The 24,997-nt window shown below is 73.7% G+C and carries 8 protein-coding genes; 3 read left to right on the top strand and 5 right to left on the bottom strand.

The window, feature by feature from the left end; genetic code table 11:
* Window positions 1-9: 9 nt before the first annotated feature.
* From NP777_RS03850 to NP777_RS03835, 4 genes are all read right to left on the bottom strand, one after another.
* Window positions 10-18,708 carry a non-ribosomal peptide synthetase gene (locus NP777_RS03850; protein ID WP_256648564.1) on the bottom strand — a complete coding sequence of 6,233 codons (18,699 nt, stop codon included), beginning with the start codon at window positions 18,706-18,708 and terminating at the stop codon, window positions 10-12.
* 136 nt (window positions 18,709-18,844) lie between these two features.
* Window positions 18,845-20,206: a serine hydrolase domain-containing protein gene (locus tag NP777_RS03845; RefSeq protein WP_256648563.1), complete on the bottom strand. Its 1,362-nt coding sequence runs from the start codon at window positions 20,204-20,206 to the stop codon at window positions 18,845-18,847.
* Between the two features lie 44 nt (window positions 20,207-20,250).
* Window positions 20,251-21,423, bottom strand: a complete 1,173-nt coding sequence (locus NP777_RS03840) for a copper amine oxidase (RefSeq protein ID WP_256648562.1) — start codon at window positions 21,421-21,423, stop codon at window positions 20,251-20,253.
* A gap of 92 nt (window positions 21,424-21,515) precedes the next feature.
* Window positions 21,516-22,325, bottom strand: coding sequence for a hypothetical protein (locus NP777_RS03835; RefSeq protein ID WP_256648561.1), 810 nt, complete (start codon window positions 22,323-22,325; stop codon window positions 21,516-21,518).
* Window positions 22,326-22,640: 315 nt separating this feature from the next.
* Between NP777_RS03835 and NP777_RS03830 the strand changes: the two genes are divergently transcribed.
* Both NP777_RS03830 and NP777_RS03825 read left to right on the top strand, forming a co-directional pair.
* Window positions 22,641-23,054 carry a helix-hairpin-helix domain-containing protein gene (locus tag NP777_RS03830; RefSeq protein ID WP_256648560.1) on the top strand — a complete coding sequence of 138 codons (414 nt, stop codon included), beginning with the start codon at window positions 22,641-22,643 and terminating at the stop codon, window positions 23,052-23,054.
* Window positions 23,051-23,365: a hypothetical protein gene (locus NP777_RS03825; RefSeq protein WP_256648559.1), complete on the top strand. Its 315-nt coding sequence runs from the start codon at window positions 23,051-23,053 to the stop codon at window positions 23,363-23,365. Before NP777_RS03830 ends, NP777_RS03825 begins: the two co-directional genes overlap by 4 nt.
* Window positions 23,366-23,376: 11 nt before the next feature.
* Here the strand turns inward: NP777_RS03825 and NP777_RS03820 are convergent, their stop codons facing one another.
* Window positions 23,377-24,117: an SDR family oxidoreductase gene (locus tag NP777_RS03820; protein ID WP_256648558.1), complete on the bottom strand. Its 741-nt coding sequence runs from the start codon at window positions 24,115-24,117 to the stop codon at window positions 23,377-23,379.
* Window positions 24,118-24,277: 160 nt separating this feature from the next.
* On the opposite strand from NP777_RS03820, the gene NP777_RS03815 reads away from it, so the two are divergent.
* On the top strand, window positions 24,278-24,856 hold the full coding sequence (locus tag NP777_RS03815) for a TetR/AcrR family transcriptional regulator (RefSeq protein WP_256648557.1): 579 nt from the start codon (window positions 24,278-24,280) through the stop codon (window positions 24,854-24,856).
* Window positions 24,857-24,997 lie beyond the last annotated feature (141 nt).

Genomic DNA, 24,997 nt, shown 5'->3' with positions numbered 1-24,997 from the left:
CGTCCTTCCTCACCGGTCGTCGTGGTCGCTGCCGCCGGAGGCGGCGTCTTCGAGTTCGCGCAGGATGTGCTCCTCGACCAGGTCGGCGAGGGCGGAGACGGTGCGCGCGGTCAGAATGTCCCGCGGGGTCAGCTCGACGGCGAACGCCTCCTTGGCGCGGGAGGCGATCAGCAGACTGCGGACCGAGTCACCGCCCAGGGCGAAGAACTCGTCCTCCGCGCCGACCGGCGACACCTCCAGCACCTCCGACCAGATCTCCGCGATGACCTCCTCGGTGGGGGTGCGCGGGGCGATATGGCCGGCCGGCGTGGCGGTGGTGGTGGCGGGGCCGGGCGCGGGCAGCGCCGCGCGGTCGGTCTTGCCGTTCTCGGTGAGCGGCAGCCGGTCCAGCACGGCGAACGCCGACGGGACCATCGGGCCCGGAAGCGTCCGGCCCAGATGGGTGCGCAGCTCGGTGTCGGCCGGGGCACCGGCCCCGGGCGCGAGCACCAGATGGGCCACCAGCCGGCGCGCCCCGGGCTCGTCCTCCCGCACCGTCACCACGGCCTCCGCGACGGCGGGGTGGCCGCACAGCGCGGTCTCCACCTCACCGGCCTCGATGCGATGACCGTGCAGCTTGAGCTGGTGGTCGCCGCGCCCCAGATGGTGCAGGCGGCCGTCCGCGTCGTAGCGGGCGAGGTCACCGGTGCGGTACATCCGGGAGCCGGGCGGCCCGAACGGGTCGGCGACGAAGCGGGCGGCGGTCAGCCCGGCGCGGCCCAGATAGCCGCGGGCGAGCGACGGACCGCTGACCCACAGCTCACCGGCCACCCCCACCGGCACCGGACGCAGCCGCGCGTCGAGCAGACGCACTCGGGTGTTGGGGATGGGCCGCCCGATCGGCGGCGGGGCGCCGTCCGGGTCGAGCGGCTCGGACCAGGTGGCCACCACGGTGGTCTCGGTCGGCCCGTACGCGTTGATCATGCGGTGGTACGGCGCCCAGCGGGCGGCCAGGTCCGCTCCGCAGGCGTCCCCTCCCACGATCAGCGTGCGCAGATCGGGCAGCTCCCGCTCGGTGCCGGGAGGCAGCGTCGCGAGGGCGGCGGGCGGGATGAGGGTGTGGGTGATCCGCTGCCGCCGCAGTACGTCCGCGAGATGGCCGCCCAGCAGCGGGCCGGGCTCGGGCACCACCAGCGTGGCCCCGGACGGCAGCGCCATGCACAGCTCCAGCACGGAGGCGTCGAAACCGGGCGAGGAGAACCGCAGCACCCGGTCGCCGGGCCGCACCTGGAAGTGCTCGGCCTCGGCGGCGGCGAACCCGGCGATCCCGCGGTGGGTGACCACCACGCCCTTGGGGGTCCCGGTGGACCCGGAGGTGTAGATGACATATGCGGGGTCGTCCGGGTGCACGGCGGTGAGCCGGTCCCCGTCCGCCGGGCGGTGTGCCGGGCCGTCCGGCGCCTCGACCTCGGCGGCCCGCTCGATCACCAGATGCGGGGCGGAGTCCTTGAGCATCAGCTCGACGCGCTCGGCCGGGTAGTCGGGGTCGATGGGCAGATAGGCGCCCCCGGCCTTGGTCACCGCGAGCCGGGCCACGACGGACTCCACCGAGCGGGGCAGCACCAGCGCCACGATCCGGCCGGGGCCCACGCCCTGCCCGATGAGGCGGTGGGCGAGGCGGTTGGCCCAGCCGTCCAGCTCCGCGTAGGTCAGCCGGAGGCCGGGGGAGTCCACCGCGGTCGCGTCGGGTTGCCGGTCCGCCGCCGCCTCGACGAGCTCGGCCCAGGTCGCCCGGGGCACCTGCCGGGCGGTGTCGTTCCAGTCCACCAGGAGGCGGTGGCGCTCGGCGGCCGGGAGGATGTCGATCCGGTCCAGCGGCAGCTCGTCGGGGGCCGCGGCCAGCGCGCCGAGGAGGTGGGTGAGCCGGTCGGCCAGCGCCCCGGCGGTGGACTCCTCGAAGAGCCGCGGGTCGTAGCCGAGTTCCACGGACAGTTCGGAGCCGGGCGAGACCACCACGGTCAGCGCGTAGTTGGTGGACTCCAGGGCGTTCAGATCGCGCACCCGCAGCCCGTGCTCGGCCGCGGCGGAGCTGTTGATGGGGTAGTTCTCGAACACCACCAGGCTCTCGAAGAGGTCCACCCCGGCGGGCAGTTCGCTCCAGCCCCGCAGCTGGGCCAGCGGCACATGGCCGAAGCCCCGCGCGTCCGCCTGCTCGGCCTGGAGCCCGCGCAGCCAGGCGGCGGTACCGGCGGTGCCCTCCACCGCGCACCGCACCGGGAGGGTGTTGATGAAGATGCCGGTGATGTCGTCCGCGCCGGGCAGCTCCGCCGGCCGCCCGGAGACCGTCGTCCCGAAGCAGACGTCCGACTCGCCGCTCAAGCGAGATACGAGCAAGGCCCAAGCGCCCTGCACGATCGTATTCAGCGTGAGCCGATGCCGCCGCGCGAACTCCTGGAGGGCGGCGGTGTCCCGCTCACCCAGTCGGTGCGACAGCCAGCGCGAGGACCGGGTGGCGATCTCCGGCGTCGGCCTGCGGTCATAGGGGAGGGGAGTGGGAGAGGTGAATCCTGCCAGAGCTTGCCGCCAGTGCGCCTCGGCACGCGTGCGGTCCTGTCGGGCGAGCCACGCCACATAGTCGGCGAACGGCCTGCGGGCCGGCAGCCTCGGCCGCTCACCGGCGGCCAGGGCGGCATGGGCGGCGAAGACATCGCCGAGCACCTGGAAGACGCTCCAGCCGTCCAGCAGCACATGGTGGAAGGTCCACAGCACCCGCACCTCACCGGGGGAGAGCCGGGCCAGGGTGACGCGGAGCAGCGGGGCCGCGGTGAGATCGATCCCGCGGGCGCGGTCCCGGTCCAGCAGCCGCTCCAGCTCGGCCGTGCGCTCGTCCTCCGTGAGGCCGCTCCAGTCGAGCTCCTCGACCGGTACGGCCGCCGTGCGGCGCACGATCATCAGCGGTTCGGGCACATCGTGCATCACCACCGCGCCGCGCAGCACCGGGGTGCGGTCCACGACATGCTGCCAGGCGGCGGCCAGCACTCCGGAGTCGCCGACCCCGTCCAGGACGAAGGTCGCCTGCTCCACATAGAGCCCCTGGTCCCGCTGGGCCAGGGCGTGGAAGACCAGCCCGGACTGGGTCGGGGTCAGCGGATGGATGTCGGCCACGTCCCGGCCGTCGCCCGCCAGCCGGTCGACGGTCTCCTGGTCAAGACCGGCCAGTGGGAAGTCCGACGGCGTCCGCCCGCCCGCGTCGGGGCGGGTGCACAGCCGGACGATCGCCCGCAGCTCCTCCGCCATCTCCTCGGCGAGCCGGCGCACCGTGGCGCGTTGGTGCAGCGACCGGGAGTAGGACCAGTTCAGCTCGAGCCGACGGTCCGCCACCCGGCCGATCACATCGAGCAGATGCGGCCGGGCCGCCTCCGGGCTCATATCGCCCTCCAGCCCACCGGCCAGGGCGTGCAGCAGACCACCCGCCGGGGGCTCCCAGTCCTGCTGGCCCAGGTAGTTGAAGCTGATCTTCGGGGCGGCGGGGAGGCCGGAGGCGGCCGTGCCGGGCAGATGGCGCAGCGCGCCGTAGCCGAGGCCGTTCCCGGGGACCGCCCGCAGCCGCTCCTTGACGGCCTTCAGCGTCCGCTCCAGCCCCCAGTCGGCGGGGGCCTCCAGCGCGACGGGGAACATGCTGGTGAACCAGCCGACCGTACGGGACAGGTCGACCCCGTCGAAGATCTCCTCCCGGCCGTGCCCCTCCAGGGCCACCGCCACCGTGTCCCGGCCGGTCCAGCGGGCCAGCACCCGTCCCAGGGCGCACAGCAGCACATCGTTGACCCGGGTCCGGTACGCCCCCGGCACCTCCTGCAGCAGCAGCCGGGTCTCCTCGGCGCCGAGCCGGACGGTCACCTCCTCCTCCGAGGCGGCGGTGTTGGGGCCCTCGCCGTCCGTGGGGAGGTCGCTGCCGCCGTGGGAGGCAGCCCAGTGGCCGCGCTCGGCGTCGAAGCCCCCGGCGGCGGTGTGCTCGGTCAGCCGCAGCGCCCAGGTGCGGAACGACGTGGTCTTGGGGCCCGGCTCCGGCGTCCGGCCCGCGACGATCTGTCGGTAGGCGGTGTCCAGGTCCTCCAGCACGATCCGCCAGGAGACGGCGTCCACCACCAGGTGGTGGGCCGTCAGCAGCAGTACGGGACGTTCCGTGTCGCCGCGCGTGAACAGCACCGCGCGCAGCAGCGGTCCCCGGGCCAGGTCGAATCCGGCCCGGATCCGCCCCGCCGCCTGCCGCATCACCGCGTCCCGCCGCTCCGGCGCCACGGTGGACAGGTCGTGGACGTCCCAAGCCGGCTCCGCGTCCGGCGGGGCGTTGTGCTGGCGTACGGTACCGCCCTCGGTCCGCTCGAAGCGCAGCCGCAGGGCGTCATGGTGGGTCAGCACCGTGGCCAGGGCGGTGCGCAGCGCGCTCTCGTCCACCGGCGCGGTCAGCTCGGCAGCGACCGACTGGGTGAAGTGCCCGGCCGTGGCGCCGAGTTCGTCGAAGAGCCAGTGCTGGATGGGGGTCAGCGGCACCTCGCCGACCACCGGACCCCGCTCGGCCTCGGCCACCGTGGCCGGGGCCTCGAGCGCGGCCGCCGCCAGGTCCGCCACGGTCTGGTGGACGAAGAGATGGCGCGGGGTCAGCTCGATACCGGCCCGCCGGGCGGCGGAGACGATCTGGATGCTGAGGATGGAATCGCCGCCGAGGGCGAAGTAGTTGTCCTCCACGCCGATCCGCTCCACGCCGAGCACCTCCGCCCAGATGGCGGCGAGGGCCTTCTCGGTCTCCGTGCGCGGCTCCACATGGCCGGTGGCGCGGGCCGCCCAGACGGGCGCGGGCAGCGCACGCCGGTCCAGCTTGCCGCTGGACCCCAGCGGCAGCCGGTCCAGGACGACCACGGCCGAGGGGACCATATGGTCCGGCAGGCTCGTGGCGAGGAAGGCGCGGACCGCGGCGGTGTCCACCGGCGGGGAGCCCGGGACCCGCACCACATATCCGGCCAGCCGCTTGTGACCGCCGGTGTCCACGACCGCCGCGGCCGCCTCGGCGACACCGGGATGGCGCGCCAGCGCCGCCTCGACCTCGCCCAGTTCGATGCGGAAACCGCGCACCTTGACCTGGTCGTCGGTTCGGCCGAGGTACTCCAGCTGTCCCCGCTCGTCCCAGCGGACCAGGTCGCCGGTGCGGTACATCCGGCCGCCCGCGGGCCCGAACGGATCGGCCATGAACCGCTGCGCGGTCAGCCCCGGCCGGCCGAAGTACCCCCGGGCGAGGCCAGGACCCGCCAGATACAGCTCTCCCGGCACCCCGACCGGCACCGGCCGCATCCGCGCGTCCAGTGCGTAGGCCCGGGTGGCGGCCACCGGGGCGCCGATGGGCGGGGTGCGGTCCGGATCGGCGGGGTCGCAGGTCCAGGCGGTGGCGTAGACGGTGGCCTCGGTGGGCCCGTAGACGTTGGCCACCCGGCAGCCGGGGATGGCGGCCCGGACCTCCTTCACGGTGCGGGCGGCGAGCCCCTCGCCCGCCAGCACCACGGTGCCCGCGGTCACCGCGACCGACCCCTTGCCGAGCACCTGCCCGAGCGCCGACGGCACGGCGCTGATCAGGCTCGCGGTCCAGACCCCCGTCCGCTCGGCCAGGGTGAGCAGATCGCGGACGATCTCGATGGCGCCACCGGCCAGCAGCGGGCAGAGGATCTCGAAGACCGACACATCGAAGTTGAGGGAGGTCGAGGCCACCACATGGGAGAGCCCCTGGGCGCCGAACTCCTCCCGCGCCCACGCGGCCAGCGCCGCCACGCTCTCATGGGTGACCACGACGCCCTTGGGCGTACCGGTCGACCCCGAGGTGTGGATGGCGTACGCCGGATGGCCGGGGAGCAGCGGGCCGCGCCGCTCGGCGTCGCCGATGTCCCGCGCGGGCAGTTGAGCCAAGCGCCCCCGGAACTCCGCGTCCTCCAGCAGGATCCGGCCGCCACCGGTTCCGGCGGGGATCCGGTCCGCCACCTCCCCCGTGGTCACCACCGTGTCCGGGGCGATGTCGCCGAGCATGAAGGCGATCCGCTCCGCCGGATACGCCGGGTCGACCGGGAGATAGGCCGCCCCGCTCTTGAGCACCGCCAGCACCGCCACCACCAGCTCCGGTGTGCGCGGCAGCGCCAGGGCCACGAAGCCCTCCGGTCCGGCGCCCGCGGCGATCAGCAGCCGGGCCAGCCGGTTGGCGCGCCCGTTCAGCTCCCGGTAGGTCAGCGGCCCGCCGTCGCCCAGCACCGCCACCGCGTCCGGCGTACGGGCCGCCCGCGCCTCGAAGAGCGCGGGCAGCACCGCGTCCGGCGCGGCGGCGACCGGGCCGCTGAAGCGGTCGAGGATACCGCGCGTCTCGGCCGCGCCGACCAGCGGCAGTTCATCCAGCCGCCGCTCCGGATCGGCCGCCATCTCCACCAGGAGATTCCGCAGACAGCCGCCCAGCCGCTCGATCGTCGGGGCGTCGAACGCGTCGGGGTCGTAGTCCAGGCAGATCGACAGCCGCTCCTCGGGCGCCACCACCACGCTGAGCGCGTAGTTGGTCGGCTCCACATCCCGCTCCTGCCGGATGCCCAGGCCGTGGGCCGCGATGGCCTCGCTGTCGAACGGGTAGTTCTCGAAGACCACGATCGAGTCGAAGAGGCTCACCCCGCCGGGCACCTCGCTCCAGCTCCCCAGTTGCGCCAGGGACACGAACTCGAAGAGCCGGGACTCCGACTGCGCCGACTGCAGCTCCCGCAGCCAGTCCAGCAGCCGGCTCTCCCCGGCCACCCGGACCCGGGTGGGGATGGTGTTGATGAACACCCCGACCATCGACTCGACGCCCGGCAGCGCGGCCGGCCGCCCCGAGACGGTGGTGCCGAAGCACAGGTCGTCGGACCCGCTGTACCGGGACAGCAGCAGCGCCCAGGCGCCCTGCACCACCGTGTTCATGGTCAGCCCGCCCTGCTGCGCGGTCGTACGGAGCCGGGCGGACTCCGCGGCGCCCAGCGTGACCCGGTGCGAGCCCGAGGATGCGCTGCGGTGCGCCTCCGGCGCGGGCCGGTCCCGCGGCAGTTCGGTGGGCGAGGTGAACCCCGCCAGTGCCGTACGCCAGTACCGCTCGGCCTCCGCCGTGTCCTGTTCGCCGAGCCAGCCCAGATACTCGCGGAACGGCCGGCGGGCGGGTACCACGGGCGCCCGTTCCGTCGTCAGCGCCGCGTACCGCTCGCAGACCTCGTCGAAGACCTGTGCCGCGCTCCAGCCGTCGAGCAGCACATGGTGGAAGGTCCAGACGATCCGGACCTCGTCGGCGGACAGCCGGATCAGCGCCAGCCGCATCAGCGGCGCCGTGGCCAGGTCGATCCCCTCGGCCCGGTCCTCGGCGAGCATCCGGAGCAGCTCGGCCTCGCGCCACTCCTCGGGCCGCCGGGTCCAGTCGTGGTGGACGATCCGCAGCGCCGCCCGGTGCGTCACGACCTGGAGCGGCTCCGGGGTGTCCGCCCACACCAGATGGGTGCGCAGGATCGGATTGGCGTCCACCGTCCGCCGCCACGCGGTGGCCAGCGCCCGCGGGTCGTCCGCCCCGGTCAGCGTCAGCTGGACCTGGTTGACATACGCGTCCGACGCCGGATCCATCAGCCCGTGGAACAGCATCCCGGCCTGGGTCGGAGTCAGCGGATAGATGTCCTCCACCGCCCGGCCGTCGGCCGCGATCCGGTCCACCGCGGCCTGGTCGAGCCGGGCCAGCGGGAAGTCCGACGGGGTACGGCCGCCCGCCGCGGGGTCGGCGCAGTGGCCGATGATCTCCTCCAGCGCGCGGAGCATCCCCCGCGCCAGCCCGGCCACCGTCTCCTCGGTGTGGGTGCCAGAGCCGTAGTACCAGGTGATCTCCAGGCACCGGCGCTCCACCCGGCCCACGACGTCCAGCAGATGTGCCCGGACCGTGTCGGGCGCGGCGTCACCGCCAAGACCGTCCCGTACGGTGCGGACGAGACCGGTGTCGTCATCCGCCGCCGACCAGTCGAACTGCCCGAGGTAGTTGAAGCTGATGCCGGGCTCGGCGGCGCCCCGGAGCCCGGATCCGGGGGAGAGGTGGCGCAGCGCGCCGTAGCCGATGCCCCGTGCGGGCACCGCCCGCAGCTGCTCCTTGACGGACTTGAGCGTCTCGCCCCAGCCGCCGCCCGGGACCTCCAGGGCGACCGGATAGAGGCTGGTGAACCAGCCGACGGTGCGGGACAGGTCCACCCCGTCCAGCAGATGCTCCTCCCGGCCGTGGCCCTCCAGGTCCACGGCGATCCGGCGGTGCCCGGTCCAGTCGCCGAGCACCCGGCCCAGCGCCGCGAGCAGCACGTCGTCCACGCGGGTGCGGTAGACCTCGGGGACCTGCCGCAGCAGCGCCTCGGTGCGCTCCCGGTCAAGACGGACGGTGACCGACGCCATGGAGGCCACCGTGTCGTCCCCCTCGCCGTCCACGGGCAGCCCCGCGGCGCACTCCGCGGTCACCGCCCGCCAGTGGGGGAGTTCGGCGTCGAAACCACCGGCGGCGGTGTGCTCGGTCAGCTTTCGGGACCAGTCCCGTACGGAGGTGGTGCGCGGGCCGAGGTCGGCCCGCCCGCCCGCGAGCAGTTGCTGGTAAGCGGTGTTCAGATCCTCCAGCAGCACCCGCCAGGAGACGCCGTCCACCACCAGGTGGTGGACGGTGAGGAAGAGCGTCGGCCGCTGTCCGTCACCGCGGTGGAACAGCCGTGCGGCCAGCAGCGGACCCCGCGCCAGGTCGAATCCGGCCTGTGCCTCCGCCATCGCCGCGTGCTCGGCGGCCCGGCACAGGTCCGCGTCCAGCCCCGACAGATCGTGCTCCCGCAGGGGTGCCGGGGCCGTCAGGTCCGGCTGCGGGCAGTACTGCCGCGGGCTTCCGTCGGCGCCGGGCTCGAACCGCATGCGCAGCGCGTCATGGTGGAGCAGCAGCGCGTCGAGCGCGGCGCGCAGCGCGCGGAGGTCAGGTTCGCGCTGGAGTTCCACGACCACGGACTGGTTGAAGTGGCCGGGCCGGCCGGTCCGCAGCCCAAAGAACCAGTGCTGGATCGGGGTGAGCGGCACCTCGCCGGTCACCGGCCCGGTGTCGGCGGCCGGCGTGGCGGTGGGCGTGGTGACGGCGGCGAGCGCGGCGATGGTCGGGTGCCGGAAGAGCTCGCGGGGGGTGAAGGCCAGCCCCGCCTGCCGGGCGCGGGAGGCCACCTGGATGCTGAGGATCGAATCCCCGCCCAGATGGAAGAAGTTGTCCTCGGCGCCGATCCGCTCCCGGCCCAGCAGGGTGCCCCAGATCTCCGCGAGGGCCCGCTCGGTGTCGGTGCGGGGCGCCACGTACCCGGCGGTCCCGGCCGCCGCCGGGTCGGGCGCGGGCAGCCGGTGGCGGTCCACCTTGCCGTTGCGGGTGAGCGGCAGCGCGTCGAGGGCGACGAACGCCGAGGGCACCATGTAGTCGGGCAGCAGGCCGCCCAGGAAGGACCGCAGCTCCCCGGCGTCCGGCACCTCGGCCCCGGCCACCGGTACCGCATAGCCGGTCAGCAGCGTGCGGTCGCCCACCCGGGCGAGCACGACGACCGCCTCCGCCACGGCCTCGTGGCGGGTCAGCGCGGCCTCGATCTCGCCCGGCTCGATGCGGAAGCCCCGCACCTTCAGCTGGTCGTCGGCGCGGCCCACGAAGCGCAGTTCACCGTCGTCGGTCCAGGCCACGATGTCCCCGGTGCGGTACATCCGGGAGCCGGACGGCCCGAACGGATCGGCGAGGTACCGCTCGGCGGTGGCGCCGGGGCGGCCGTGGTAGCCGCGCGCCACCCCGGCGCCCGCGATGTACAACTCGCCGGGAACGCCGGGTGGTTGCGGCTGGAGGGCGCCGTCGAGGACGTACGTCCGGGTGTTGTCCAGCGGCCGTCCGATGGGCAGCGAACGCGGCAGCTCCTCCCCGGCGCGGAAGGGGCGCCGGGTGGCGAAGGTCGTGGTCTCGGTGGGCCCGTAGCCGTCCATCACCGTCAGCTCCGGGCAGGCCGCGAGCACCCGGCGCACCGCGCCCGGGGGCACCGCCTCACCGCCGGTCCACACCTCCCGGGCGCCGCGCAGACACTCCGGCGACTCCTGCGCCAGCAGCCGGAACAGCCCGGCGGTCAGCCACAGGCAGCTCACCCCGTACTCGGCGATCGCCCGGCGCACGGTATCCGCGTCCACGTCCCCGGCGGGCGCCAGCACGGCCCGGCCACCGCGCAGCAGCGGCACCCACAGCTCGTACGTCGAGGCGTCGAACGCCTGGGGCGAGTGCACCAGCACCCGGTCGTGGTCCGCGAAGGCGCGGTCCGCGACGAGGGCGGTCACATCGCGGTGGCGCACCGCGACGCCCTTGGGCCGCCCGGTGGAGCCCGAAGTGAACATCAGATACAGGGCGTTGTCGGGCGAGAGCGCCATATTCGGGGGCTGTGAGGGGCTGTCACCGTCACCGTCGCCGGACCCGGACCCGGACCCGGACCCGGACCCGGACTCGGGCTCCACGAGCAGGGTCCGCGCGCCGTCCGCGATGTCCGCCGCCGTGCGCTCCCAGGCGTGGTCGGTGAGCAGCACCTCCGCACCCGCCTCCGCCAGCACGCTCCGCAGCCGGTCCGCGGGGGCGCGGGTGTCCAGCGGTACGTACACCCCGCCCGCCTTGACGACCGCGAGCAGCGCCACCACCAGCTCCACCGACCGGTCCATCAGCACGGCCACCGGGCGCTCCGGGCCGACGCCGTGTCCGATGAGCCGGTGGGCCAGCCGGTTGGCGCGGGTGTCCAGCTCCCGGTAGCTCACCGGGCCCGCCTCGCCGTCCAGGGCCGTCGCGTCCGGCGCACACCGCACCCGTTCGGTGAACAGCCCGGCCACCGTGGACCCGGGCAGCGGGACCGCGGTGTCGTTCCACTCCCGGAGCACCTGGTGGCGCCGGGCGGCGGTGAGCATCGGAAGGTGCGCGGGCGCCCGGTCCGGGGTGTCGGCCATGGCCGTCAGCAGCACCGTCAGATACTCCGCCATCCGCCGGGCGGTGGCCGCGTCGAACAGCGCCGGGTCGTAGCCGAGCCGCAGCGCCAGCTCCTCGCCGGGGTAGACCACCAGGGACAGCGGGTAGTTGGTGGTCTCGACGCCGGTCAGCTCGCGCAGGGCGAGACCGTGCGCGGCGGCGAGGTCCCCGCCGATCGGATAGTTCTCGAAGACCACGATGGAGTCGAAGAGGTTCACCCGCTCGGGCAGACCGGTCCAGGACCGCAGCCGGGTGAGCGGTACGAAGTCGAACCGCCGGTCCTCGGTCTGCCCGGACTGCACCGCGCTCAGCCAGGACAGCAGGGTGGACCCGGCCGGCACCGTGAGGCGGGTCGGCACGGTGGTGATGAACAGCCCGTTCATCGTCTCCACGCCCGGCAGCTCCGGCGGCCGTCCGGACACCGTGGTCCCGAAGACCACGTCCTCGCGGCCGGACTGGCGGGCCAGCAGCAGCGCCCAGGCGCCCTGCACCACGGTGTTCAGGGTGAGCCCCTCGTCCCGGGCCAGGGCCTGGAGCCGCTGGGTGGTGGCGGCGGGCAGGGTCACCCGGAGGTCCTCGGTGGACTCGGCGTGATGGGTCTCGGTGGGCTCCCGGTCGTACGGCAGCGGGGTGGGCTCGGTGAGATCGCCGAGCCGGGCCCGCCAGTGCTCCTCGGCCAGGGCCCCGTCGCGCTCCCGCAGCCAGGCCACGTAGTCGCCGAACGGGCGGCGGCCGGGCAGCCCGGCGGCCATGGCCGCGCCGGACGCCCCGGCACGTGCCCGTGCGTGGCAGTGGAAGACGTCGGAGAGCACCTGGAACAGGCTCCAGCCGTCCAGGATCAGATGGTGGAACGTCCACACCACCTGGACCTCGGTCTCCGACAGCCGGGCCAGCGCCAGCCGCGTCAGCGGGGCGGCGGCCAGGTCAAGACCGCGCTCCCGGTCCTCGGCGAGGAACCTCCGCAGCTCCTCCCGGCGCTCGTCAGGCCCGGAAAGATGACGCCAGTCCAGCAGGGCCACCGGGATCCGGACCCCGCGCCGCACCACCTGGACCGGCTCGGGAACGTCCTCCCACACCGCGCGGGCGCGCAGCACCTGGGTACGGTCGGCGACCTGCTGCCAGGCCGCGGCCAGCGCCGCCGGCTCCGGAACCCCGTCGAGGACGAAGGTGAGCTGCTGGAAGTAGGCCCGCCGGTCGCCCTGTGCCAGCGCGTGGAACAGCATGCCCGCCTGGGTGGGGGTGAGCGGGTAGATGTCCTCCACCGTGCCGCCGTTCCCCGCCAGCCGGTCCACGGCGGCCTGGTCGAGGGCGGCGAGCGGGAAGTCGGACGGGGTGCGGCCGCCCGCGCCGGGCGCGCTGCCGTGCCGGGCGATCTCGCACAGCGCCGCGCGGAACTCCCCGGCGAGCCGGGCGACCGTCTCCTCCCGGTGCAGCCGCGCGGAGTAGAACCACGTGAACTCCAGGTCGTCCCCCTCGACCCGGCCCACCACCTCCAGCGGATGCGGGCGCGGCGAGCCGGGGTCGGCGTCCAGCGCCAGCTCCCCGTGCAGACCGCGGAAGAGCCCGTCGCCGCCCGGCGCCTCGAACCGGCCGAGGTAGTTGAAGCTGATCCCGGCCGTGGGGCCGTCCGGAAGGCCCTCGCCACCGAGCAGATCGCGCCGCACCCCGTAGCCCAGACCACGCCGCGGTACGGCCCTCATCTGCTCCTTGACGGACTTGAGGACCTCGCCCCAGCCGGTGTCCGGAAGGTCCAGCGCCACCGGGAAGCGGGTGGTGAACCAGCCGACCGTACGGGACAGATCCAGGTCCGCGAAGAGCTCCTCACGGCCGTGGCCCTCCACGTCCACCGGCACCCGGGCGCGCCCGGTCCAGCGGCCCAGCACCCGGGCCAGCGCGCTCAGCAGCACATCGTTGACCTGGGTGCGGTAGACCTCGGGCAGCGTCTGGAGCAGTGCGGTGGTCTCCTCCGGGCCGAGCCGGACGGTGACCGACCGGGCCGAGGCGTAGGTGTTCACCCCGGCCGCCCCGGCGCCCCCGGCCGCCCCGGCCGCCCCGTCCGGCCCGTTCAGGTCCGTCGGCAGCGAGGGGTCGCAGGCCCCGGCCAGCCCGGTCCAGTACGCCTCCTCGTCGGCGAACCCGCCCTCCCCGGCATGGGCGTTGAGCCGCAGCGCCCACCGGCGCAGCGGCGAGGACTTCGCGGGAAGTCCGGCCCCCTCGTCCCGGGCCGCCCGCCGGTAGGCGCTGTCGAGGTCCTCCAGGATGACCCGCCAGGACACCCCGTCCACCACCGCGTGGTGGATGGTGAGATGGAGGACCGGGCGGGGCCCGGCGTCCCGGTCGAGCACCGCCCGCATCAGCGGCCCCTCGGCCAGGTCGAAGCGGCCCAGGTGCTCGGCGCCGGTGGCCTGGAGCGGTACCCGGACGGCCGCCGGGTCCTCGATCCGCTGGTACCAGCCGCCGTCCCGCCGCTCGAAGCGGGAGCGCAGGGCGTCATGGTGGTCCACCAGCGCGTCCAGGGCGTGCCGCAGCGCGTCCTCGTCCACGTCCTCGGGCAGCACCAGGGAGATGGTCTGGTTGAAGTGGCCGGCCCGCTCGGGGTCGGTGGTGAACAGCCAGTGCTGAATGGGGGTCAGCGGCAGCTCGCCGGTGGCCGTCTCGTCCCCGCCGGGGCCGGTGGGCTCGGCCGGGGCCGTGGCGGTGTCCAGGTGCAGCGCCAGCGCGGCGATCGTCTGATGGCGGTAGACATCGCGCGAGGTGATGGCGAGCCCGGCCTGCCGTGCCTGGGAGACCAGCTGGATGCTGAGGATCGAATCGCCGCCGAGGGAGAAGAAGTTGTCCTCTATCCCCACGCGCTCCACCCGCAGGATCCGGGCCCAGACCGTCGCCAGGGCCCGCTCGGTGGCGGTCCGCGGCGCCACATAGCCCGGTGCCGCGGCCTCGGCCCAGTCCGGCTCGGGGAGCCGGCCGCGGTCCAGCTTGCCGTTGGGGTTGAGGGGCATCCGCTCCAGGACGACGACCGAGGCGGGCACCATGTAGTCGGGCAGCGAGCGCCGCAGGAACCGTCGCAGCCCCGCCGGGTCGGGCTCGGCGCCCGCCGCGGCCACCACATAGGCGATCAGCCGCTGGTGGCCGTCCGTCTCCCGGGCGACGGCCGCCGCCTCGGCGATGTCGGGGTGGCGCAGCAGCGCCGTCTCCACCTCGCCCAGCTCGATGCGGAAGCCGCGGATCTTCACCTGGTCATCGGCTCTGCCGACGTACTCCAGCTGGCCCTCGGAGTTCCAGCGGACCAGGTCACCGGTGCGGTACATCCGGCTGCCTGATGGCCCGAAGGGGTCCGCGAGAAAGCGGTGGGCGGTCAGTCCGGGCCGCCGCAGATAGCCCCGGGCCAGGCCCTGCCCGCCCAGATACAGTTCACCGGTCACCCCGGGCGGCACCAGCCGCAGCGTCGGGTCCAGCACGTAGGCGCGGGTGGTCGCGACCGGGCGGCCGATCGGCGGGGCCTGCGGCGGCGCCTGGCCGTCGCAGAACCAGCCGGTGGCGTACACCGTGGCCTCGGTCGGCCCGTACAGATTGGCGATCCGGCAGGACGGCATGGCCTCCCGGATGTCCCGTACGGTCTGGGCGGGCAGCGCCTCGCCCGCCAGTACGACGGTGCGGGCCCAGTCCGCCGGGCGGTCCTCGCCCAGCAGCCGGGAGAACACCGAGGGCACCCCGCTGAGCAGCCCCGTCGCCCGCGGCCGCCCGTCGGGATCGGTGAGGGCGAGCAGGTCACGCACCACCTCGACGCTGCCACCGGCCAGCAGCGGGCAGAGGATCTCGAAGACCGACACATCGAAGTTGAGCGAGGTCGAGGCGACCACGTCGGTCAGCCGCTCCCGTCCCAGCTCCGCCCCGGCCCAGGCCGCGAGCCCCGCCACACCGCGGTGGGTGACCACCACGCCCTTGGGCCGGCCGGTGGACCCGGAGGTGTAGATGACATAGGCGGGATGGGCCGGGACCAGCGGGTGGAGCCGCTCGGCGTCGGTGATGTCGCCGTCCGCGATCCCGTCCAGCCGGGCGCGTACCCCCGGGTCGTCCAGCAGCAGCGGTGCGGCGTCCGCGGGCAGGCAGCCGGCCGCCCCGGTGGTGGTGAGAACGGTCGACGGCGCGGCGTCCGCCAGCATGAACGCGATGCGCTCGGCGGGGTATTCGGGGTCCACCGGCAGATATCCGGCGCCCGCCTTGAGCACCGCCAGCAGGACGACGACGAGCTCGGCCGAGCGGGGCAGGGCGAGGGCCACCAGCCGCTCGGGACCGGCACCCCGGTCGATGAGCAGCCGCGCCAGCCGGTTGGCGCGCCGGTTCACCTCGTCGTAGGAGAGGCTGGTGTCCCCGCAGGTCACGGCGGTGGCGGTGGGCCGCAGCGCCACCTGGGCGGCGAAGAGATCGGGCAGGGTGGCCTCGACCGCGGGCCGCTCCGGCCCGTTCCAGGCGTCGAGCATCGCATGCCACTCGGCGTCGGCCAGCATCCGCAGCTCGATCAGGGTGGCGCCGGGGTCGGCCACCATGGCGGTCAGCAGCCGGTGCAGATGCCCGGCCATCCGCTCGATCGTGGCGGCGTCGAACAGATCGGAGTTGAACTCGACGGTCAGGCCCAGCGAGCCGTCGTCGCGGGGCAGGAACTCCAGCACCAGATCGAACCGCGCGGCCGGGCGCGGCAGGGGGTGCTCGGTGATCCGCACACCCCCCGCCTCCCGGCCGGGCACCATGGTGCTCTGCTGGACGACCAGCGCCTGCACCAGCGGGTTGCGGCTGGGGTCGCGGCGCGGCGCCAGCTCCTCGACGACCCGCTCGAACGGCAGCCGGTCATGGCTGAAGGCGTCCAGCACCGTCTCGCGCATCGCGTCCAGGAACCGCTCGACCGTGCTGTCCCCGTCCACATCGGCCCGCAGCACCAGGGTGTTGACGAAGAATCCGGCGACCGACTCCAGCTCCTTGCGGTGGCGCCCGGCGGTCACGGTGCCGAAGGCGATGTCACGCTGGCCCGAGTAGCGGGAGAACAGCACCGCGACGGCGGCCGCGAGCAGGGTGAACTGCGTGGTGTCCCGCTCCCTGCCGAGCCGGGCCAGCCCCGCCACCAAATCGGCGGGCAGCTCACGCCGGTGCACCGCGCCCGCCGTGGTGCGCACCGGCGGGCGCGGGCGGTCGGTGGGCAGCTCCAGCGTCTGCATCCCGGCCAGCCGGCACCGCCAGTACTCCAGATCGGCGTCCGCACCGGCGGTGGCGGGACGGGTCCGCTCCCACAGCGCGAAGTCCGGGTACTGGAGGGCGGGTTGGGGGAGCGCGGCCTCGGTGCCGGACACCTCGGCGGCGTAGAGCGCGGCCAGCTCGCGCACCAGCAGCCCGACCGACCAGCCGTCGGTGACGATGTGGTGCTGCGCCAGCAGCAGGATGTGCTCCTCGTCGGCGAGCCGGATCAGCAGCGCCCTGGTCAGCGGGGACTGTCTCAGGTCGTAGGGGCGGCTCAGCTCGGCGGTCAGCGCGGCGTCGAGCTCCTCGGCGCGCCGCCGCGCCGGATGCCCGCCGAGGTCGAGCCGCTCGAGTGGCAGGGCCCCGTGCGCGGCCACCTGCTGCACCCCGTGCCCGTCCACGGTGGCGAAGCTGGTGCGCAGGGCGTCATGGCGGGCGGCGAGCCGGTCCAGCGCCCGGCCCAGCGCGGCCGCGTCCAGCGGGCCGTCGAGCCGCAGCCCGGCCCCGGTGTTGTACTCGGTTCCGCCGGAGGTCAGATCGTCCAGGAACCACAGCCGCCGCTGGGCGGAGGACAGCGGCAGCGGACGGTCGCGCGGCGCGGGCGGGATCGGCGCCTCGGGCGTGTCGGCCGCCGCGGCGGGCAGCCTACCTGCCAGCCGCGCCACGGTCCTGGCGTCGAGCAGGTCGCGCAGCGAGAGCTCCGCGCCCAGCTCGGCCCGGATCCGGGTCAGCAGCCGCACCCCGAGGATGGAGTCGCCGCCCAGGCCCAGGAAGTCGTCCTCCACGCCCACGGTGTCCACCGGCAGCACCTCGGACCAGATGCGGGCCAGGGCCTCCTCGGCGGGAGTCCGCGGGGGGACGTGGCGCGAGTCGCCGTCCGGCGCGGAGCGCGGGGCGGGCAGCGCCTGCCGGTCGATCTTGCGGTGCGGGGTGAGGGGGAACGCGTCCAGTACGACGTAGGCGGACGGCACCATATGCGCGGGCAGCACCCGGGCCACCGCGGCGCGCACCTCGGCGGCCTTCGGCGGGGTCCCGCCGCTCGGCGGCACCACATAGCCGACCAGCCGCTTCTGACCGGGCTCGTCCTCCCGCACGGTGACCACGGCGGACCCCACCCGGGGGTGGCGGGCCAACGCGGCCTCCACCTCGCCCAGTTCGATGCGGAAGCCGCGGATCTTGACCTGGTGGTCGGCCCGGCCGAGGAATTCCAGTTCGCCGTCGGCGTTCCAGCGGACCAGGTCGCCGGTGCGGTACATCCGCGAGCCGGGCGGGCCGAACGGGCAGGCGGTGAACCGCTCCGCGGTCAGCCCCGGCCGGTCGAGATAGCCGCGGGCCAGGCCCGCGCCGCTGACGCACAGCTCTCCCGTGACCCCGACCGGCACCTGCCGCGCCGCCTCGTCCAGCACGAACACCCGGGTGTTGGGCAGCGGACGGCCGATCGGCGGGGCCCCCGTCCCCGCCGCCAGGGCGTCCGTCCAACTGGCCACGACGGTGGCCTCCGTCGGGCCGTAGGAGTTGACCATCCGCCGCCCGGGCGCCCACAGGTCCACCAGATCGGCGGGGCACGCCTCCGCGCCCACGATCAGCGTGCGGAAGCCGGGCAGCCCGTCGTGGAGTTCCTCCGGGGGCACGGTGGCGAGCGCCGCCGGAGGGATCAGCGCATGGGTCACCCGCCGCTCCCGCAGGACCGACGCCAGCTCGGCGCCCAGCAGCGGCCCCTCCGGGGGCACCACCAGCGCCGCCCCGGCCAGCAGGGAGGAGCACAGCTCCAGGACGGAGGCGTCGAAGCTGGGCGAGGAGAACTGCAGCACCCGGTCGCCGGGCCGGACCCGGTAGTGGGCCGCCGTCGCGGCCGAGAAGTTGCCCAGACCGGCGTGCGGCACCAGCACGCCCTTGGGTACCCCCGTGGAGCCGGAGGTGTAGATGACATACGCGGGATGCTCGGGGCACAGCGGGCTGAGCAGCTCCCCTCGGCCGGGCGCGTGGTCCGGGCCCGCCCCGGCCCCCAGCTCCCGGATCCGCGCCGGGTCGTCCAGCACGGCCACCGGCCGGGCGTCGGCCAGCATCATGGCCCGGCGCTCCTCGGGGTGCGCGGGGTCGATCGGGAGGTACGCGCCACCCGCCTTCGCCACCGCCAGCTCGGCCACTACCAGTTCCGCCGAGCGGGGCAGCACCAGCGCCACCACCCGCTCCGGTCCCACACCCTGCCCGATGAGATGGTGGGCCAGCCGGTTCGCCCAGCGCTCGACCTCCCCGAAGGACCACTCGCGCCCGTCCGCCACCAGGGCCGGCGCCTTGGGAGTGCGCTCCGCCCAGACGGCGAAGAGCTCGCCGAGCGGCGCCCGGGAGACGGCGCGGTCCGTGGCGTTCCACGCCTCCGGAGGGAGATCCGGGACGGGTTGGGGTGCGGACACCGATGAGTTCTCGTAGTGGTCCGTCATGGTGGGTTGTGGCCCTTCAGAGCGGTTGAACGGGCGGATATGGGGGGCGGCTCGGGCCGGCCGGCACCGAGCCGGTGCGCCCGCGCCCGGCCGGGGAGCTGTGGGGAGAACGGCCGGGTGCGGGGCGGTGGGGACCTCAGACCAGGGCGCTCTTACGGGCCATCCGGCCCGAGAGCTGGATCCGGTCCACGGCGCCGGTCCGCGGATCGCGGACGAAGCGTCCGCCGGGGAGCCGGCGTCCGGAGGAGGGGTCCACCAGATCGCAGGTGAGGTCCTCGTGGCAGACCAGCGGCGCGGGGAGGTCGCCGTCCACGGACAGGGCGAGGCCGCCACCGTCGCTGATGGTCACCTGGTACTCGATGTCGCCGTTGAGATAGAGCCCGGTGCACTGCGAGGTCGCGGCCATGGGGGTGGCCAGGCGCCGTGGGGCGGGTGTCGGGGGCACCCGGACGCCGGTGATCTCGCCCAGGACGTCGAGGAGTTCGTGCCACAGCTCGGTGCCGGTGCCCGCGTTGGCGGTGAAGCCGACCACCGCCCCGGTGGCGGGATCGGCCCGCAGGAAGCAGGAGGTGCCCTGGGCGTTGCCGTCGTGCCCGAACCACAGGGTGTCGCCGTGCCGGAAGAGCGCCCAGCCCAGGCCCCAGCCGTCGGCCAGCACACCGGGGTCGGCGCCGGGCACCGGGCGGCGCATCTCCTCCGCGAGCTCGCGGGGCAGCGATCCCGCGGTGCCGTCGCCGAGATGGGCCCGGCCCAGCGCCACCAGATCGAGGGCACTGGCGCTCAGAGCGCCGGCCGCGGCCTCGGCGGGGGCGAGGTTCTGCCGCACCGGCCGTGTTCTGCCCGTGGCCTTGTTGGCCGAGTGGCCGCGCGCCGTGGGCCGGTGCGGGGCGCCGGCCGTGCCGACGAAGGACGGCACGGTGCCCAGCGGATCGAGCAGAACGGACCGCACGGCCTCCTGCCAGCTCATCCCGGTGACCGTCTCGATCAGCCGGCCCGCGGCCACATAGCCCGCGTTGGAGTAGGAGAAGTCCGTCCCCGGGGGCATCACCAGGGTGCGGTCGGTGCAGTGGTCCAGCAGATAGCGCGCCGCGGTCAGCGAGGCCACCTGGTCGGAGTCGGGCCCGGACGGAAGGCCCGCGGTGTGGCTGAGCACCTGGCGCACCGTGCACGGCGGACCGGCCCGCCGCAGCTCCGGCACATGGTCGCCGAGCCGGTCGTCCAGCTCCACATCGCCGTCCGCCACCAGGAGCATCACCACGGTCGCGGTGTACGCCTTGGTGATGGAGCCGATGGGCACGGCCGCGTCGGCGGTGCACGGCTCGCCGGTGTCCGCGTCCAGGACTCCGGTCTCCACGGCGACGGTCGTTCCGCCGCTGTGCAGGGCGAGTTGGGCGCCGGGCACCTGATGGGCGCGGGCCAGGGCGGTCAGCCGGTCCTCGAGGACGCGGCGTATCTTCGACCGCTCCTCGCCGGACGGGGCCGGGGTCGTACGTAACACGGTGCACTCCTTGCCGGGGGACGGGACGGGCGACGGGGGCCTGGTCATGGCAACTGGCTCCAGGCCGTGACGTCCCGGGGCACGATCCTGAAGCCCTGCCAGTGGGTGGGCATGGGGTCCTGGTCCTCGTCCCTGGGCACATGGTGGAAGTCGACGCTGACCCAGGCCACCGGGTCGGTCAGCTTCTCCTCGCCGGTGTACTTGTCGACCGAGGTCGCGCAGTCCGGGGCGGTGTTGCCGTAGGCCAGCCGCTCGCACTCCCGGTACTGCGTGAAGTACATGTCGTGGTGGGTGAACTCCTCGGTCTCGTGCGGCCCCCGGTACTGATCGCTCTGGTGGTTGTCGATCTCCCAGGACTTGGCGTGGCCGTCGGCGTTCTCGGCGGCGCGGTTCACCACCCGCCAGAAGCGGGTGGGCGCGAGGTCGGCCGCGGTCTCACGGGAGAACACCGTGCGCTTGGTGGTGCGCTTGGCCGTACCGCTGCCCAGGTAGTCGTACTGCTCCACGGTGTTCTTCGACTGTCCGTCGACGTCGAAGTCCAGCCGCCAGAAGATGTTGTGCGAGTGGTTCTCGCTGAACCGGGTGGAGCCCACGCCGGTCGGCCAGCCGCTGCTGGCGTCGGAGAACTGGAACGGCGAGAGGCTTCCGGTGGCGCCCGACCGGGGGGTGATGGAGCCGTCGTCCGAGAAGCGCCACTCGGTGATGTAGTCGTACCAGCCGATCTCGGAGACCGAGAAGACGACCAGGTCGGTGCCGTGCAGCACGCCCTTCTCCACGGCGCTCTTGTAGGCGAACGGGCGGGGCTGCTCCTCGACGCAGAGCACCGGGGTGTCACGGAAGTCGCGCAGCCGCCCGTTGGGGCAGTCCTTGGCGCTGAGGGGGGTGAGCGTGCCCTGCTCCAGATCGCCGAAGCCGATCGACGAGACATCGTAGAAGCGCGGCTGGCCGCTGTCGTAGGGCACATGCACCTCGGCCAGCGAGGCGCTCTTGAGGACCCGGGTGGGGGTGGAGCGGTTCGGGGTGTAGGTCACATCGCTCAGCACCGCACCGGTGTTGCGGTCGATGTCCCAGCACATCTGCCACCGGGCACCGTTCTTGAGGGTCTTGTCGATGCGATCCGCGGCGGGGCAGGACGGGGTCGCCGCGGCCCTCGCGGGCGCGGCGGAGGCCGGGCCCGGCACCCACAGGGCCAGCAATCCCACCACGGCGATCAGCACCCGGGCACGCCGAAACACCCGGGCCCGAAACACTTGGGCACGTCGAAACACCCGGGCACGCCGAAACAGACTGGACACGGACAAGGCTCCCCTCACAGGCCGATGACGGCGGCGCGCCTGGCCGACAGATCGATGACGATCCGGCTGGTGTCGATCCACTTGCCACCCGGAATGCGCACGAACAGCTGCACACACCGGTGCTCACCGCACCGGGACACCTTCCGGGCGCCGTCCACCCCCGCGGCCCGGGAGCCGAGGAACGACATGCTCTGGAGGCGCAGTTGGGCGGGCGAGGTCAGCCGCTTCCCGGTCTGCGAGGCGTAGGACTCGCGCATCCCCGGGCCGAGCCGGCGGTCGGCGAGGATGACCTTCACCGCCTCGCGGGCCTCGGCCAGGGTGGGAGGCGGCTGGACACCGTGCTGACGGGTGGAGTCGAGGACCTTCTGGGAGCGCAGGTCGACCAGCCGGGTGATGAGGGTGTCCGAGGCGTAGTCGTAGAGCTGGACCTCGGCCCGGCCGTCGGTGGCGGAGGACGCCGACTTGGCCCGGGGCGGACGGCGGGTGTCCAGCGGCTCGGCGCCGGGGCCGCCCGCGGCGTTCCGCTCGCCGTCGCTCTTCTTCGTGGCTTTCTGACGGTCCTTCGCGGTCCCGGGCCGGGTGGCGGCGTCGACGGCGATACGGGACGCCTCGCGCGATTCCCCGGATGTCAGCCGGCCGGAGTGTGAGGCGACGGCGGCCGCGGGCTCGGAGGCATCGGACGCGGGCGAGCCGGCCGTCCGTAAGGCGGCGATCCCGCCGCCCACCAGCACCGCCGTCAGACCCAGCGCCGCGGATAAGCGCCATCTCCGGTGACGGCGCCCCCTGGTATCGGCCGCACCCTTGTCCGTCCCGTTGTCTGTCATCACCCAGCCGTTTCCGTTGTCGGTGAAGTGAGCCCGGTGGGGCTCGCGGTGACAGCACTTGGCCGGATACCGGATTGTCGCTGGTGCGTTCCCCGTTGTGCAGACGGGATTCAAGCCGCTGACAACGGCTCGCGCGGACTCCCCCCGGACTCTTCGCTGTCCACTGTTAGCTCACGCTTTCACCACTCCGGGCGGCATAACAGTCGCATTTGTCATCAAGCGGTTGTGAGAAACGCATGTCCCCATGGGCGGCCGAGCGGCCGCAAAGCGATGACGGGGAAGGCTCGTGAGGAGGCTCTCTGCCATCATGCTCACATGAGCCATTCGATCACCATTCGATGTGACATCTGTGGCGCCACCCATTCCTCCTCAGCGGCCGACAGCGTCGGCGCGCTTCGCGAAGTCATCGTCCAAATGAGCTGGTCGAGGGCGCGATGGGATGGCCGGGTGATCGATATGTGCGGTGGGTGCGGCGCCCGGGAAATCGCGCCGAGCGCGCCCGGACGACGCTGCGGTTCCTGCGAGGGAGGCGAACTCTTCGATGCCCTCGGACACGACAGAATCGGACATCGTTTGGCCAATGCATTACTCAGAGCTGGTATCGATAATCTCGAACTGCTTTCCGGTTTCTCCGCGCGTCAGCTTCGTGATCTGGACGGTATCGGTGCCGTGAGCGCACGTCACGCACTCAATCGTCTGCACTCCGCGCCGAACGAAAGGCGATCGTGAACGAATATTCCCCTGGAACATCCGCACGGCCCGCTCTGTACGGCAGTCGGCGGCACCGCGTGCTGTGGGTGGTGGGCGTGGTGTTTTCGGCCGGGCTGCTGGCGCCGCTGTTATTCCTCGGCGCCGCCCGAAAGGGGATCGTGCCGCGTACCGTACCCGCCGGTTACGCGGTGGCCATCTATCCGATCGCGCTCGGACGGCAGTGGCTGCCGGACCCGGGGGGCTGGATCTCATGGACGCTCGCGGCCGTGGTGCTCACCGCGGCCGTCCATGCCGCGCTCCTGGGCACCGGCCGCGCACCAGCCGGTTGAGGGCGCGGAGTTCAGCTCTGTGCGGTGGGCCGGACCACGATCTCGCCGACGTCGACACCGGCCGGCTGCTCGATGGCGAACGCGATGGCGCGGGCTATGGCGTCCGGGGAGATCGCGATCTTGTCCATGCGGGCCTGGATCCCGCTCCTCGCGTCCGAGTCGGTGATGGAATCCGCGAGCCCCGTCCGGATGAACCCCGGTGAGACAGTGGTCACCCGCAGCGTCTCACCGGCCTCCTGGCGCAGCCCTTCGGAGATGGCGCGCACGGCGTTCTTGGTGCCGGCGTAGACCGCCATCGTCGGGACGATGGTCAGCCCGGCGGTGGAGAGGGTGTGCACGAAATGCCCGGAGCCCTGCTCCCGGAAGACGGGCAGGGCCTCCGCGATGCCGTACAGCACCCCCTTGACGTTGACGTCGACCATCGCCTCCCAGTCCTCGACGCGCAGATCGTCGAGGGCGGAGATCGGGCTGATACCGGCGTTGCTGACCAGGACGTCCAGCCTTCCGTACCGTTCGCGTGCCGTCGTGACCAGACGGGACAGATCCGCGCGCCGCTTCACATCCGTGACGACGGCGACGGCCTCGCCGCCCGCCCCGGCGATCCGTGCCGCCAGTGCCTCGATGCGGTCCGACCGCCGCGCCGCGAGGACGACCCTGGCGCCGCGCTCGGCGAGCAGCAGCGCGGTCGCCTCGCCGATGCCGCTGCTCGCGCCCGTGATGGCGACGACCTTGCCTTCGATACCCGATGTCATGGGGGTTCCTTCCGGAGAGAACTGCGCGAGGGCAGGGAAAAGGAGCGGGCGGCGATGGCCTACAGTGAGAAGTGGAGGCGCCGCCACTTCACCCCACATTAAGTGGGTGCTCCTCCACTTAGCAACCGGGGAAGGAACCGGGGAATGAGGAGAGTCGCCGATGGCCAGGGATCCAGGGCGCCCGCTGCGGGCCGACGCACAGCGCAACCGGGAGAAGATCCTCTCCGCCGCGGTCCGGGTGTTCGCCGAGGATGGGCTGGACGCCCACCTCGAGCGCGTCGCCAAGGAGGCGGGCGTGGGCACCGGCACCCTCTACCGGAACTTCCCGACCCGCGAGCTGCTGATCGAGGCCGCCTACCGCAATGAGCTGGCCCGGCTCTGCGCCGCCGCCCCCGAACTGCTGGCGACCCTGCCCCCGCGCGAGGCCCTGCGGACGTGGCTGGCCCGCTTCATGGACTACGCCAACGCCAAACTGGGCATGGCGGACGCGCTGCGGGGCGTGGTCGCGTCGGGAGTCAATCCGTACGCCCAGAGCCACGAGATGATCCAGGACGCGCTTTCGCGGCTGATGGACGCCGCCGTCACGGCCGGTGTGATCCGGTCGGACATCGGCGCCACCGACATGTTCGCCGCTCTCACCGGCATCGCCCTCGTCTCGGGGAAGCCCGAACAGCGGGAGCAGGCCGACCGGCTCCTCGACCTCACCCTGGACGGGCTCAGCGCCGGAAGTCGTCAGTAGAGATTTCCGTTTTCCCGGGTGTTGGCCGAACGGTCAAAGCCATGGGCGGGTCTTTGGCCGATGCGTGCACCTCCCCGCCCGCTCCCTTCCGCATCATCAGGGGCCGTACAGCGCGGCGGAGCGGACAAGGGAGGCAATGTG

The sequence above is a fragment of the Streptomyces rugosispiralis genome, from assembly GCF_024505145.1.
GTDB classification, from domain to species: Bacteria; Actinomycetota; Actinomycetes; order Streptomycetales; family Streptomycetaceae; genus Streptomyces; species Streptomyces rugosispiralis.
Note: the sequence above shows the minus strand (reverse complement) of the source record. Positions and strands in the feature narration are given on the sequence as shown.